This window comes from Enterococcus sp. DIV1368b (genome assembly GCF_050529595.1).
GTDB classification, from domain to species: domain Bacteria; phylum Bacillota; class Bacilli; order Lactobacillales; family Enterococcaceae; genus Enterococcus_B; species Enterococcus_B mundtii.
In genome coordinates this window covers 757,501-772,774 of record NZ_CP172883.1, presented here as the reverse complement: position 1 = coordinate 772,774, position 15,274 = coordinate 757,501, and the positions used below count along the sequence as shown (strand labels likewise).

Here is a 15,274-nt window from a genome sequence, read left to right as displayed (position 1 = left end):
AAAAAAGCTTACGTAGGAAACAATGAAATCCAGAAGAACTCTTTTTACTTAAAAAAGAGAGGCAACTTCCGTCACCTCTCCCTTTCGTTTTATTTGATTGATTTTAATTGCGCAATACGTTCATTGACAGCTGCTTGTTTTTCTAAATAATCTTTTTCTTTTGCACGCTCTGCTTCAACTACATCATCCGGTGCATTCGATACAAAACGCTCATTACTTAATTTTCCTTGTACACGTTTCACTTCGCCTGTCCATTTTGCTAGTTCTTTTTCTAAACGTTGGATTTCTTCTTCAATGTTGATCAGCCCTGCTAAAGGTAAGAAGATTTCCGCGCCAGTCAAGACCGCTGACATTGCTAGATCCGGTGCAGTTACGTCACTTGAGATCGTCAACTCTGCTGGATTACAGAAGCGCTCGATATAGCTAGTGTTTTCATTTAAGAATTGATCGATCTTCGGATCATTTGTTTTGATCAGTAACGTGATTGGTTTTGATAATGGTGTATTCACTTCAGAACGGATATTACGTACAGAACGAATCAATTCTTTCAGTACTTCCATCCCTTTTGAAGCAGCTTCATCATCGTATTCCGGTTGCACGACTGGATAATCAGCCACTACTAAAGATGTGCCTTTATGAGGGATGTGTTGCCAGATTTCTTCTGTGACAAATGGCATGATCGGATGCAATAAGCGTAAGATCTGATCCAACGTATGGATAAGAATACTACGGTTGGTTTGTTTCGCTACTTCATCCTCACCGTAAAGTGTTTCTTTACTCATCTCGATGTACCAGTCACAGAAATCATCCCAGATAAAGTTATACAATTGGCGACCTGCCTCACCAAATTCAAATTGTTCAAATAAATCAGTCACTTTAGCGATTGTTTCATTCAAACGTGTCAAAATCCAGCGATCGGCTACAGTTTTCTCACCTGAAAGATCAATATCTTCTACGGTCATTCCTTCTACATTCATGATAACGAAACGAGAAGCGTTCCAGATTTTATTGATGAAGTTCCAAGAAGCATCCATTTTTTCGTAACTAAAACGTACGTCTTGTCCTGGTGCTGAACCATTGGATAAGAACCAGCGTAACGCATCAGCACCGTATTTTTCAATGACTTCCATTGGATCGATCCCATTTCCAAGAGATTTACTCATCTTGCGTCCTTGTTCATCACGAATCAATCCATGGATCAGTACATTCTCAAATGGACGACGTTCTGTAAATTCCAAGCTTTGGAAAATCATTCGGCTTACCCAGAAAAAGATGATATCATAGCCCGTTACTAATGTACTTGTTGGGAAGTAACGTTGGTAATCTTCATTGTCTTCGTCAGGCCAGCCCATTGTTGAAAAAGGCCATAGCGCTGAACTGAACCAAGTATCCAACACATCGGGATCTTGTAACCAGTTTTCACTGTCTGCTGGTGCTTCCATGCCCACGTACATTTCACCAGTTTCCTTATGATACCACGCAGGGATCTGATGTCCCCACCATAGTTGACGTGAGATTACCCAGTCATGAACATTTTCCATCCAGCGTAAGAAGGTTTGGTTGAAACGTGGTGGGAAAAACTCAACTGCATCATCAGTTTCTTGATTTTGGATCGCCTTTTCAGCTAAAGGTGCCATTTTTACAAACCATTGTGTTGATAAACGAGGTTCAACAACTACCCCTGTACGCTCAGAATGGCCTACATTGTGGATCATCGTTTCGATTTTGATCAGACGCCCAAGTTCTTTTAGATCCGCAACGATCGCTTTACGTGCTGCAAAACGGTCCATTCCTTGATACTTACCTGCTAATTCATTCATCGTGCCATCTTCATTCATGACATTCACTCGTGGGAGGTCATGACGGTTACCGACTTCAAAGTCATTTGGGTCATGTGCGGGCGTGATTTTTACAACCCCTGTTCCAAATTCCATGTCGACATATTCATCTGCTATGATCGGTATTTCTTTATTCACTAGTGGTAAAATGACTTTTTTACCAATCAATGCTTGGTAACGCTCATCTTCTGGATGAACAGCGATCGCCGTATCACCAAGCATCGTTTCTGGACGAGTCGTTGCAATTTCCACCACACCTGAACCATCAGCCAATTCATAGCTCATATGATAAAAGGCACCTTCGATTTCTTTGTGGATCACTTCGATATCAGAAAGAGCTGTGCGTGCTTGTGGGTCCCAATTGATGATGTATTCGCCACGATAGATCAACTCTTTTTCGTATAGGCTAACGAATACTTTACGAACAGCTTCAGACAAGCCATCATCTAAGGTGAAGCGTTCACGGCTATAATCCAAAGATAAACCCATTTTTGCCCATTGTTCACGGATATGACCGGCATATTCTTCTTTCCATTCCCATACTTGATCAATAAATTTTTCGCGACCTAGATCATAACGAGAAACACCTTGCTCACGTAGTTTTTCTTCTACTTTTGCTTGCGTTGCAATCCCTGCATGGTCCATCCCCGGTAACCATAACGTATCATAGCCTTGCATTCTTTTTTGTCGAATCAACATGTCTTGCAATGTTGTATCCCAAGCATGACCTAAATGGAGTTTACCAGTCACATTGGGAGGTGGGATAACGATTGAATAAGGTTTTGCTTTTTTGTCGCCACTAGGTTTGAATAAATCTTCGTCTAACCAGTTTTGATAACGCCCCGCTTCAACTTCTTGCGGATTATACTTTGTCGATAGATTCTTTTCTTCCGTCATACTGTCTTCCTCCTTTGAAATAAAAAAAACGCCCTAAATACTTTCGTATTTAGGACGTATAAATTACGCGGTACCACCTAATTTGTAATAGTTGCCTATTACCTCTCAAAGTGAGTTAACGATCACTACTCGTTCATCTCTACTCGATTCAAGACAAAAACTCCCAAGCTACCTTCACTAGCTTTCGCTAAGAACGTTCCACCATTCGTTCTCTCTCTCTAAACGTCGGACTAGTTACTCCTCTTGATCAACATCTTGACTCATTTTACAATGGTTAGTAGCCAAAGTCAATAAAAGCTCTTGATGAATCACTGTTCGATTCACATAAAGACTTCACTTTGGTACGATCTTTCCACTTGTTTTCTACTTGGAAGGAAAGACTTGCGAATAATTTTCATCAAAATAGATCAACGTCTGTAGCTCAGTTGTCAGATCGATGTATTGCATATGGACATGTGGCGGAACATTGACACGATCTGGCGCAAAGTTCAAGATCGCAGTAATGCCTCCTTTGACGATTTCATCGATAGCTGCTTGTGAATACTTACTTGGTACAGTCGATATCGCCACTTTGATTCCTTCTTTTTCAACGATTTCACTAAAACGATCCATAGGATAAACCATCACACCTTCGATTTCTTTTCCGACGATGGCTGGATCATTGTCAAATACACAAACAATATTCAAATTTGCATTTCTTCTGAAATTATTGTGTTTCAATGCTTTTCCTAAATTCCCAAAACCAACTAAAGCGATTCTTTTTTCTTCTTCTGTGTTCAAAATTCGATCAAATACTTCAATCAAATAGGGAACATCGTACCCATAACCGCTTCGCCCTAATTCTCCTAAATGAGAAAAATCTCTTCGGATCGTGGCAGAAGGTACTTGTGTGATCTCACTAAATTCATTTGATTTGATTCGTTGAACACCAGAATCATTCAACATATTCAAATAGCGCAAATATAAAGGCAACCGTTTCGCTGTTGCTTTGGGTAACGTTTCTGATTTTTCTCGCATATCGTTTCTCCTTGTTAATCATTTCACATAATTTTAGTTTAGCATGGAACAAGGAACCTCGCAATAGGAGGAAGCTTAACTCCATGAAAAACAAGAAAAATAAGGTACCATCCACAAAATTTGACATACAATTTTTGTGGATGGCGCCTTATTTCTCGAGGCTAAACAATTGTCTCGTCCTCTTTCACCTGTCTACTTCTTGAGACTGGATCTTTTATTACGAATGATCGACTCGTACAAGAAGTACAAGTTCCTTCGTTTAAAGTAAATCAGAAAATTCTTCTACTTGTTCTTTTGCTGTTTCTGTGTGGATCGTTTCGATCTTTAATCCTGCCAATGCACGTTCGATCATCCCTTCGATATCCAAACGTTCTTCGTATTGATGCACTTTTTCTAGTCGTGGACGAGTTTTAGGCTGTGGCGGTGCAAAGATCGTGCAGCAATCTTCAAATGGTTGAATGGACAAATCAAACGTATCGATTTGTTCAGCCACTTCGATGATCTCTAATTTATCCATCGTCGCTACAGGACGAATGATCGGTGTATTCGTGACCTCATTGATTGCCACCATACTTTGGAGTGTTTGGGAAGCCACCTGCCCTAATGATTCACCATTTAAAATCACTAGTCCATGACGAATACGGCGGATCTCATCTGTCAAACGAAGCATCATCCGACGTGTGATCGTCATCCAGTAGCCTTGGGGCACCACTCGTTTGATCTCTTCTTGCACTTCTGTAAACGGTACTTCGATAAATTCGATTTTACCAACATAGGGTGTCAGCTTCACTGTTAAGTCTTTCGCTTTTTGCAAGGCTTGTTCACTCGTGTAAGGTGGACTAGCAAAGTGGACAGCTTCAATTTCTACCCCACGTTTCATGGCATAATAACCGGCAACTGGAGAATCGATCCCTCCAGAAAGCATCAACATACCTTTTCCACTTGTACCGACAGGCAGACCGCCAGCTCCTTTGATCGTCTCATAGGAAAGATAAGCCCCATCTCGGCGGATTTCCACACGCAACGCAATATCTGGCTTTCTCATCTGTACTTGGATATCCGGAAAAACATCGATGACTGCATTTCCTAATGCTTGGTTTAGTTCATTGCTGTCCAATTCAAAGCTATGATCACTACGTTTTGCAATGATCTTGAATGTTTCTTTTCCTGTATAGATTTCTTGCATGATTTCCTGAACCGCTTGTTTTAAACTTTGTACTTCTTTTTCTACTCGCACGCTAGGTGAAAAGTTTTGGATTCCAAATATCTTCGCTAACTTAGGGATAACTAAGTCTCCGTCTACACCATTCAACAGTAGATGCATCCGATCACGCTCTGCGTGGATCTTGATTTCAGGAAAATCGCTCAATGCCTGTCTGACATTTTGTGCCAACTGCATAATAAAACTGCGACGATTTTTTCCTTTTGTTGAAAGTTCACCATAGCGAACCATGATTTCACTGTACTTCACAAAAACACTCCTCTGTTTCTTAATTGATGACTGAAAATTTCTTGTACAACTGTTTAAAGATGATCATGAATTGTTCGACTTCTGCCATCGTATTGCTTTCATCTAAGCTGACGCGAATCGCTGAAGTAGCTAAATCATTGGGTACTTGCATCGCATGCAGCGTACTACTTGCCATGTGCTTTCTAGAAGAACAAGCGCTTGTCGTAGAGACAAATATTTGTTTTTCTTCTAATGCATGGACCAATACCTCACCACGAATACCTTTTAATGAAAAACACAAAATATGGGGTGCGTAATCTTCACCTTCAGAAAAAATCGTTACTTTATCATACGTATGTAAAGCTTCAATCAATGCTTGTTTAAGATAGGCAGTTTGGTTTGGTTTTTGTGCTTTGATATCTAGAGCTAAACGCAGGGCTTTTGCCATCGCGACGATTCCCGGCACATTCTCTGTTCCACTCCGTTGATTTTTCTCTTGTCCGCCTCCAGTGAACAGCGGTGCTAACCGGCGGCCTTTTTTCCAATAAACAAAACCAACACCACGAGGCCCGTGGAATTTATGGGCAGAAAAAGTGGCAAAATCCACACGTTCAGTCAACCATTCCTCTAAAGGAACTTTACCAATGGCTTGTACCGCATCCACATGGAAATGGATTTTAGGAAAATCATTTAAAAAACTACTGATTTCTTTGATTGGTTGGATCGCACCTACTTCATTATTTACTGCCATAACGGAAACTAAAATCGTTTCTTTACGCACTAATTTTTTCAACTCATCTACGCGGACGATCCCTCTTTTATCGACAGGAGCAATACTCACTTCGATACCGAGTTTTTTTAACTGCTCAGCTGTTTCACTGACAGCTGGATGTTCAACGCCTGAAATGATCATGTGGTTACCGTAACCTAGTTTTTCAAGCATCGTTCCTTTAAGCACCCAGTTATTTCCTTCTGTTCCACCTGATGTGAAATACACTTCTTCAGGGGAGACAGCAATCAGTTCAGCGATTTGTTTTCTCGCTTGTTGTAGCAGGCGGTTCGCCTGATTGCCTAAATCGTGTAGACTTGATGGATTCCCGATGATCCGTTGACTTGTTTTGACATACGCATCCAAACTTTGCGGATAAATCGGTGTTGTCGCACTATTATCGAAATATATCATATTTAAACCTTCTTTTTTTGAAATTCTTACCTATTATAACGGTTGTCCCTTGTGCTTTCAAGTGGCGTTTTCTCTGAGTTGGACTCTATAAAAAAATCGATCGAATCAACGTATTTCTCTACCCAATAGTTACTAGTCAATGACTCCCAAAAAAAGACAACACTCGGCACTTGCCTGTGTTGTCTTTTTTGATCGCAGGATTATACTAAATCAGGATGATTGAAGTAAAAATCTTCGATTCGTTTGAATGCACCTGGTTCTGTGCGCTCTAATGCTGTGCCGATCTCATCCAAAGCCTCTTGATAGTGATATTCTTTATTGAATAAGTAATAACTCTTTTCAATGGCTTCTTTCACTTCTTCATGTGTGTGACGGTAACGGTTCGCATATTGCAACATTTGCTCGGTTAATGCTGCTGCATCCACTAGATCGTGGGTTTTCTTATCAAGTAACTCTAGATCTTCTTCACATAATGCTACAAGACGTTCGACCTCATCCATGTTGACTCTGATTTTATTCAACACAGTACTCAATTCTTCGATACGTTCTGTTGCCACAAAGAAAAACTCTAGATAATCATTTGGCAAACCTGGTAATCGTTGTTTTTCAACAAACCGTTTAAGACTGCGCAATTTAAATTCGAATGTATCGATTTTTTCTTGCGCTTCTTTTTCACCTTTTCTTAGTTCGTGTAAAGAATCGCTGATTTCAACCTGTTGGTTTTCAATATCTTCTAATACTTTGAAGACTTTCTTATAGAACGTTCTTACTTCTGAGTAAGCCACTTCATGTTGTTGTAACTGTGGTTTGATTTGTTCGTTTTGGCGTTCGATTTCTTCCACTTCTGTTTGGAAACCACGTACACGCCCAATTTCGTTATGGTTCAATGTATAACTTTGAGCGGTATGATCTAATTCGATCAACAATTGACGATTGTTTTTTGTCGCATGTTTGATATATTGTTCGATCGTTGCTTGATTTTTAGTCACAAATGCTTGTGCTTCCATCTCACGTTCTAAAATATCATATAATGCATCGATCAGATTAGCCGTTTCACGATTTTCAAATTCAACAGTTTCAACTTCCGTTTTCTCAATATTGATCAACGAACGTTCGATTCGACGATTGATCGTTTCGATATCGCCAGACAGGTTTTCTTCTGGAAAAACATACTCCTCTTTGATCAAGCGGTCATAGGTCTCTTGGATCTCTTCCACTTGCGCCGGGAAAGTCGTATTCAGATCTTCAAATAATGGCGGGATTTTTTTCATTAACGCATCCACTTCATACGTGTGTTTTTCCGCTTTATCCAGCACTTCACGGGCTTCCACTGGATCACCTGAAGTATTTAACGTAACAAATTGTGTAAACTCATTTTCAATCGTTTTCACTTGCTTTTGTAACTCAGGTAAAGCTGGACCGTATTGCTGTTCTTCTTCTCGGATCGTTGCTTTTAGTTCCTCATAAACGTCTAAAGCTTGTTGAACAGCTAAGGAATTACGTTCTTCTGTTTCACGCAATTCTTTTAAGCCTTCACGAATCTCCGCAACTTCTTTTTCCATTTGGTTCATGGTTGCTTCGGCTTCTTCTACTGCTTTTTTTCCTTTTAAGAATCTAAAGCTCTCGTTGAGATTTTCGACTTCAAAGATCTGACTTTCTAACTCGGCAAATGATGAGGTAGAGATGTCGTTCCATTTTTGACTCCATTCACGAAAGGTATTTTGGCTTTGCCCCACTAGATGCATTTTTTTGACATCGTCAACTTCTTCAATCACAGGCAAGTCGAATAATTCTTCCTTGCGTTTTTCTAAGACGTCCAATCGATCTTGGTTTTTTTTCTTCATTACGTAACTAACCAAAAAAGCCAGAATGGCGACTATAATGATTGCAATGACGATCCCGATGATAACATTATTTCCCATTTAAGGTTCCTCCGTTTTCAATATGCATCTACTGTCTCTATTTGTTTATGATCAGACGAATCTGATTTGCATAACATTGTAAATACGTCTTTCGTGCAAAAAGACATCTATTTTATATTATAACATACTATGTTCAGTCATACACTACCTACATAAAAAATCTTTTGGCCATCTTTCTACCAACTAAAATGAGAAGACCTTATCAAGGACCCGTTGAAGAATTTTCTGTGGCAAACTTTACTTGCTCTGCCTTCTTCATTTGCTCCTTGATTTCCTTTGCGATCCTTTCTTCAGGCGCGTAATTTTTTTGCCAATTGTCTGGCTTCAATACTTTGTTTGTAACAGGATCGTAGTGAGGTTTACCATCTGGAAATAGTTTACCCATATTCGCTTGATGGACAATATCAAAAATCCTCGTAGGATCAACGCCCAGCAAAGAAAAAGAGCCATACGTAAAATAAAGCAAATCGGTCAGCGCATCTACTTGCTCGACGAGACTTTCCTCTCCCCAAACATTTTTTTTGAGAATCTTTTTTTCTGCTTGATCAAGTGCATGATGCAAGTATTGGACGGAATCATGCAATTTTTTCGCATCACCCTCACTGGCTGCTGCCACAAATTCAACTAACTCTTCGATTTTGAATCCTGCTCGATCATCCGCATGTTCTTTAGTAAATGCAGTGGGTCGCTCTGGTATTCTTGGATCGAATGTCCGATGGAATTGTTCTACTTTTTGATAAGGTGTTTCTGGCTCCATAATGATTCTAGTCCTCCTAACTGACATACATTCAATCAACTATCCCGAAATGCTTCAAACCTTTATAAATACCATCCGCTTCATTTGATGCTGTGACAAAATCAGCTTGCTGCTTCACACCAGTTGGCGCATTCCCCATTGCAACACCGATTCCTACTCCTTTTAGCATTTCAACATCATTGTAATGATCGCCAAATGCCATGATTTCAGACAATGCCATTCCTTTGCTTGTCGCAAACTGTTGGATTCCTAACAATTTGGATCCCCCTTTAGGAATAATATCGACCGTATAAGGATTAGAACGTTGGAACGAACACTCTGGGAATCGTTGGATGAGTTTTTCTTGCTCAGATGTTTGGCTCAATAAAATGCATTGATAAATCGGTTCATTCAATATCGCTAAGGTTTCATACCGTTTACGTTGACGATGTGGACTGAACACTTGTAAGATTTTTTTCAACAGACGTACAGGGAATTTTTTTGGTAAGTGATTGACGATTTTTTTGATGATGATCGATTGTCCTAGCATCATCGTCGTTGAACCATCTAGTTGATCTCGCCCACCAAAAATGATTTGTCGGTGATGAGCATCTGAAAAGTGGACGATATCCGCTAATACTGTTTTATCAAAAGGATGGTCGACGATCGTTTGATCACGGTCAAAGACTAATTGACCATTGTAGACGACGAACATGTCTAGTTCAAGTTCATCGATCACTTCTTTGATTCTTACAGGGCTGCGCCCAGTGGCAACACCGCATAATATGCCCTTTTTTTGTAGTTGATCAATCGCATATTTAGTTGAAGCCAACGCTTTTGCTTGGTTGTTGACTAATGTGCCATCGATATCAAAAAAAACTGCTTTGATCATGTCGTTCCATCACCTCTTCCGATTATTATTTAGTAAAAATTTCTAGTTGAACAGTTTCAATTCTTATTGGTAAGGCGTGCGTGCTACTTTTTATATAGAGTGATTACAAAAGACAGGTCTTCAAAACAAATCGATTTGTTTTGGATTCAGCTCATCTGGTTCGATCCCTAAGATCTTTTGTAATGCCAAGGCATTTTCAGCCGCATCTCCACCAGAGTTATTATTGAAGATCACCCCAACATATTTTGTTGACTCGTCTACTTTTTTGATGGCTGCTGCTAATTCCTGTAACTCTTCTTCAGAATAGCGATACAACGTTCTTTTTTTTCGCCAATCCTGATCATTTGCTTGCCAACCTTGCTCATTTCTTCCATGAAAACGAAAAAGGGTAAAATCCGTATTTGTCACATAAGGATCGAAAGGAATCGTCGTATTCAGTAATTGTGGTTCATCAATGATTGCTAAGGAAAACATTGCACGAGTCATAAACTGTCTCGTGCGTGACAGAAATTGGTCGCTATACCAAGAATAGTCACGTAACTCAATAGCTACCGGATAGCCATTGAACCATTTTCTTAGTTTTCTTAAATAGGCGACATTTTCTTTGGTGCATTTAAATGAAGCTGGAAATTGAACTAAAAAACAAAAGAGTTTTCCTGTTTCACTCATCGGTGCCATCACCTCTAAAAAGCGTGCGATCATCTCTTCTTCAGATTGATAATACTTTTGCCAGTCACCTTGACCACTGATTCCTTGATAGGCTTTTATCACAAAACGAAAAGCTGCCGGCACCTCGTTCACCCACTTTTCCACAGATGATTTTCTGGGGATGCCATAGTAGGCGGTATCTAATTCGACTAATGAAAGGACACTCGCATAATCGTAAAGAGTATTATTCTTTTTTCCTGTTAATTTGTCATGTTCTTTAAATGAAGTCAAGCCAACTTTGATCACGGCGAATCACTTCCATTCGTTAAATTCATTTTATCTTTTTGTTCAAGTTACTCCGTTTGATTCATTCATAGCAAAACTCTTTTATATAGTATACAATAAGCTAGAAACCCTATGCAAAATTATTCGTGAGGAAGTTCTGAAAATGAAAAAAATTCTTATCTTACACACAGGCGGTACGATCGCCATGAAAGAAAATTCTTTAACAGGTGGCGTGAGTCCAGATGTGGCTAACCCACTATTAGATGCAGAAGTAACGATTCCAGAAAATGTTGATTTGATCATGGAAGATATCTTTAATCTTCCTTCCCCGCACATCATGCCTAAACATATGTTACAACTTAAAGAAAGAATCAATCAAGCCGTTCTTTCTGACATCCAAGGTGTCGTGATCACCCATGGGACAGATACGTTGGAAGAAACAGCATTTTTTCTAGACTCAACGATTGGCGATAAATTACCGATCGTCTTAACAGGAGCGATGCGTTCAAGTAATGAGTTAGGTAGCGATGGTCTATATAATTTTGAAAGTGCGATTCGAGTAGCAAGTTGTGAGGAAGCAAAAGACAAAGGTGTTTTAGTCGTGATGAACGATGAGATCCACTCAGCACGCTATGTCACTAAAACCCACACGACTAATGTCGCTACTTTTCGTACTCCTACGTTAGGACCAATCGGTTTGATCACTAAAAATCGTATATTGTTTATGCAAGAATTACTTGAAGCGCAAAGACTAGATATCGCATCAGTCAAAGGAACGATCCCAATCGTCAAAGCCTATGCGGGTATGCAAGGTGATTTATTAGAAGCACTTGCCCATTCGAAAGTCGACGGTCTGGTCATTGAAGCTTTAGGCGCTGGGAACCTCCCTCCGCAGGCATTAACAGCATTAAAGAAACTCTTGATCCAAAAAATACCAGTAGTCTTGGTTTCTCGTTGTTTCAACGGAATCGCTGAACCCGTCTATGATTACGAGGGTGGCGGAAAAGAACTCGCAAGTATGGGCGTTATTTTTTGTAATAGTATCAATAGCCAAAAAGCTAGAATAAAACTTTTGATTGCCATTAACGGTGGCTTGTCAGAAGAACAGTTGATCAAATTTATGACACAATAAAAAAATCGAGTAATACGGGTCTTGTACGTCTCATCATGTTGAGAACTCAATAGACGCTATAATCATATTGTTGATAAACGGAGTTCCAAATGAAACTCCTTCAGAAATAAGCGCGAAAAACACAAAAATTGGAAGAACAATTTTCGGTTTTTCGCGCTTATTTATCGAAGCAAAACATCTCACAATCTTATCTCACTCGATTTATTTTGTTTCTGCATTTTTCTCCCATGAGATATTTGCTGCACAATAAAGTTGCTCTTGCATTCTGATCTCATGTCTCGTTTTTACTTCTGTTTCAGAAACCGTTTGTTCATAATGACTCTCGATCTCATTGCCATATTCAACCTCTTTATCAAAACGGATCAACACATATTTAGGTGTATGTGTTGTCAAAAAATCGTAACCTAAAACATCAATGATCCAGTTGAAATACATCGCATTGTTCACATGTTGATTGCTGTCAATATCATAAAATCGAACACGATATGGCAACATCAAGCCAGATTCGATTGGCTCGATTTTTTCTTGTCGTTTGATTTTCTTGATTTTTTCACTTTCAAAAGGTGCAATGATTTCTTCATTCACACTACTCATCTTACGGTTCACTAGATCCATCAAAACAAATACTGATTCGATTTCAACTAATTCATTTCCTTCCTCATCATGAATCCAAAAATTACGATAGCAAAAGAATTTATTATACTGCATCGCTTGTGTGGTAACATCGATTGTTTCACCTACATGAGGCAAGCGATTGATTTTCATCGAATAGTTCGTGATTACCCAAGTCAAGCCAAAGCTACTGACAAAGTCGGTTCCTCGACCTAAATGATCACTTTGTTCTTCCGAAGTCTTGATGACTACACCCAGCATGGACGGAAAAGTCATTGTTTTGTTGATATCACATTCATAATAAGATACTTCATGTTTTTTTGTATATTTTTGTGCCAAAAGAAAACCTCCAATTACTTCTTCATTAATATCTGATCGACCTGTGTCCCATAACTCTCTCCAAACATATTGAGATGCGCCAACAAGTAATAGAGTTGATAGAGTGGCAAACGACTCTCCCAGCCCTCTTCCAATGGCCAGCTTTCTTGGTAAGCTTCTAGGAATTCAGGACGAAAGCCACCGAACAACTGACTCATCGCAATATCTTGTTCGCGATTCCCATAAGAAACTGCCGGATCGATAAACACTGGTCTTCCTTGCCTATCATAGAAAACATTACCACTCCATAAATCTCCATGCAAGAGGCTAGGCGTAATCTTCCGATGATCGTCACGATTTAGTAGTTCCTTTTTTAACCGCTGATACTCTTTTTCACGTGTTTCATTCCATCGATTGTTTTTCTCCGCTATGTCGATTTGAGCCTCCAAGCGATTTTTGAAAAAGAAGGTCCACCAATCTTCTTCAAATGTATTGAGCTGTGGTAAACTGCCTAGATAATTGTCCTTGCGAAAACCAAACTGTGGTGCAGTTGAACGATGGATTTTTACTAAGTCTTTTGCCAGTTCTCGAGGATCACCTTTCCCTGGTTCGATCCATTCCATCAATAGATAGGCACCTTCATTTGTTTCGCCTAACATATAAGTTTCAGGTACTCGTACATGTGGTGCAAGCTCTTTCAGACCATCCACTTCTGCTTCAAAAAAGCGTTTGGTCACATGAGGATGGATTTTTAGAAAATAGGATTTTTGCTGTTCTTCAATTCGATAGTTTTGATTCACATCTCCCCCAGTAATCGGTATCACCTTACCACTCAAACGAATCTCTGTTAACACTTCTTGGATATCCATTTTCACTCCTCCTTGCTATTTCACAAGATCGATCATTCATCGATCAAGTACACCCGCAACAACTCCTATATCATTTTAAAGTATAACACAGGTATTTATAAAATCCTGAAATCAAGAAATCAACAAAAAACAGATACAGAAAACTATCAAGTCTCTGTATCTGTTTTGATTGATATTGAAATTAAGCTAATGCCCCCATTGGGTCCCAAGGAGCTAATAAAATTGGTTCAGCATTAAATGCGGCTAGCTGTTCTTCCGTCAATAAATCTTTGCGGACAACGATTTGATACGTATATTCATCCATCCACTCATCACTCATCACAAAGAACCCTTTATCTCCGACTTTTTCTCCCCAGCTGTTTTCGACTTTCCATTTAGTTGATTTTCCATCAACTAAATCGACACCAGTCAAGACCATCGCGTGAGTCATCAAGCTTTCTCCATGATCTAAACGCTCCGCTTTCGTCATAGAAAAATCTAAATCAAATAATTCATCCATCTCATAAACGTCTGTTGCCATGATGCCGCTATCTCTTGTAGAAGATTGACCAACATCACACCCAAACCACACAGATTCTCCTTGTTCCAATTGAGCAATCGCTAAATTTTTGAACGTTGTCATATCGACATTAAGATATTTGACTTCTTTTCCTCCCACAACATTCCCTAACATTTCGACCGTATAAGAGCGATCGTAAGGCTTGTCTGCCGTCGGTGCATTGATGATACTTACATAATCATCCAAATTTACACCAATATATTTATCGTAAAACATTTGTGGAGTCAATTGTTGATCGATATGGTAATTTTTTTCTTCATCTCGGTACTCAAAATCAAATTCAGTTGGTGGCGTACCTAAAGAAGTTGTTAGAAATTGATAGATCCCAGCTAACATCTTTTCTTTTTCTACTTGGATCTCTTCATTTGTTTTTCCTTCTGCCACTAATTGACGTAGTTTAACGGCGTCTTTACGCAATAATTTGTTTAAGTAGTTATTCAAATCACGAGAATTTGAGCTATTCGCGCTTTCTGGCATCACTGATTTTGGTACGACACCATATTTTTGGAATAATGATACGATCATATCCCATTGTCCACCATCTTGTTGGGGAACAGCTAGTAAAAAAGCGACTTTACGACTGTCTAATGCTTCATTACCAGTTGCAAGAATATTTTCATAAAAATAGTTTGCTTTCTCATATTTATCCCAAAAGAAAGTATAATTTTGTGATAATTCAAATTCTTTTAAGTGGAATTGATTCAACAATTTGTGACGGAATGTATTCAACGCCGCAAACATCCAGCAACGGCCAGATTGTTTTTGGTTTGAGACTTTCCCAGTCGCTAGATCTACAGAAAATACCGGTGTGTTTTTTGTATGTGAAGCAATATTTTCTGCTGAAGCAGTGATCCCATTTTTTACAACAGCATTTTGTAAAGCTTGTTGCTTTTTATTCGTTTGAAATTGATCGGCA

At 39.3% G+C, this 15,274-nt stretch carries 12 protein-coding genes and 1 other annotated feature (1 of these 13 cut by a window edge); of the genes, 1 reads left to right on the top strand and 11 read right to left on the bottom strand.

From position 1 onward, the window contains the following. Positions 1 to 89 precede the first annotated feature (89 nt). From IGJ19_RS03610 to IGJ19_RS03575, 8 genes are all read right to left on the bottom strand, one after another. Complete coding sequence (locus IGJ19_RS03610; RefSeq protein ID WP_260697366.1) at positions 90 to 2,735, bottom strand: valine--tRNA ligase; 2,646 nt, start codon at positions 2,733 to 2,735, stop codon at positions 90 to 92. Between the two features lie 47 nt (positions 2,736 to 2,782). Continuing rightward, positions 2,783 to 2,995: a binding site (T-box leader), on the bottom strand. A gap of 103 nt (positions 2,996 to 3,098) precedes the next feature. Then, a complete protein-coding gene (locus tag IGJ19_RS03605; protein WP_010736081.1) occupies positions 3,099 to 3,752 on the bottom strand; it encodes a redox-sensing transcriptional repressor Rex in 654 nt (217 codons plus the stop codon). Positions 3,753 to 4,011: 259 nt separating this feature from the next. Continuing rightward, entirely contained in the window at positions 4,012 to 5,223 is a 1,212-nt protein-coding gene (thiI, locus tag IGJ19_RS03600; protein ID WP_430604423.1) for a tRNA uracil 4-sulfurtransferase ThiI, read from the bottom strand. Between the two features lie 19 nt (positions 5,224 to 5,242). Next, positions 5,243 to 6,385 (bottom strand): cysteine desulfurase family protein, encoded by a 1,143-nt coding sequence (locus tag IGJ19_RS03595; protein WP_019723566.1) that lies wholly within the window; start codon positions 6,383 to 6,385, stop codon positions 5,243 to 5,245. A gap of 200 nt (positions 6,386 to 6,585) precedes the next feature. Then, the gene (locus IGJ19_RS03590) at positions 6,586 to 8,307 is read right to left on the bottom strand and encodes a septation ring formation regulator EzrA (protein ID WP_071867021.1); all 1,722 of its coding nucleotides are present in this window, start codon (positions 8,305 to 8,307) and stop codon (positions 6,586 to 6,588) included. A gap of 202 nt (positions 8,308 to 8,509) precedes the next feature. Next, entirely contained in the window at positions 8,510 to 9,064 is a 555-nt protein-coding gene (locus IGJ19_RS03585) for an HAD family hydrolase (protein ID WP_430604422.1), read from the bottom strand. A gap of 31 nt (positions 9,065 to 9,095) precedes the next feature. Beyond that, positions 9,096 to 9,935 (bottom strand): Cof-type HAD-IIB family hydrolase, encoded by an 840-nt coding sequence (locus tag IGJ19_RS03580; protein WP_071867023.1) that lies wholly within the window; start codon positions 9,933 to 9,935, stop codon positions 9,096 to 9,098. 120 nt (positions 9,936 to 10,055) lie between these two features. Then, the gene (locus IGJ19_RS03575; RefSeq protein WP_272018004.1) at positions 10,056 to 10,889 is read right to left on the bottom strand and encodes a DUF72 domain-containing protein; all 834 of its coding nucleotides are present in this window, start codon (positions 10,887 to 10,889) and stop codon (positions 10,056 to 10,058) included. Positions 10,890 to 11,031: 142 nt separating this feature from the next. Between IGJ19_RS03575 and IGJ19_RS03570 the strand changes: the two genes are divergently transcribed. Beyond that, the gene (locus tag IGJ19_RS03570) at positions 11,032 to 12,000 is read left to right on the top strand and encodes an asparaginase (RefSeq protein WP_071867025.1); all 969 of its coding nucleotides are present in this window, start codon (positions 11,032 to 11,034) and stop codon (positions 11,998 to 12,000) included. A 201-nt stretch (positions 12,001 to 12,201) separates the two neighbouring features. Here the strand turns inward: IGJ19_RS03570 and IGJ19_RS03565 are convergent, their stop codons facing one another. The 3 genes from IGJ19_RS03565 to IGJ19_RS03555 all read right to left on the bottom strand — a co-directional run. Next, positions 12,202 to 12,951: an acyl-ACP thioesterase domain-containing protein gene (locus IGJ19_RS03565; RefSeq protein WP_430604421.1), complete on the bottom strand. Its 750-nt coding sequence runs from the start codon at positions 12,949 to 12,951 to the stop codon at positions 12,202 to 12,204. A gap of 14 nt (positions 12,952 to 12,965) precedes the next feature. Then, positions 12,966 to 13,799 (bottom strand): fructosamine kinase family protein, encoded by an 834-nt coding sequence (locus IGJ19_RS03560; RefSeq protein WP_430604420.1) that lies wholly within the window; start codon positions 13,797 to 13,799, stop codon positions 12,966 to 12,968. Between the two features lie 181 nt (positions 13,800 to 13,980). Continuing rightward, on the bottom strand, positions 13,981 to 15,274 hold the 3' portion of the coding sequence (locus IGJ19_RS03555; protein WP_023519252.1) for an aminopeptidase C. Its footprint extends 35 nt past the window's final position; the window shows 1,294 of its 1,329 coding nt (coding positions 36–1,329); the start codon falls outside the window, past its right edge; it ends in the stop codon at positions 13,981 to 13,983.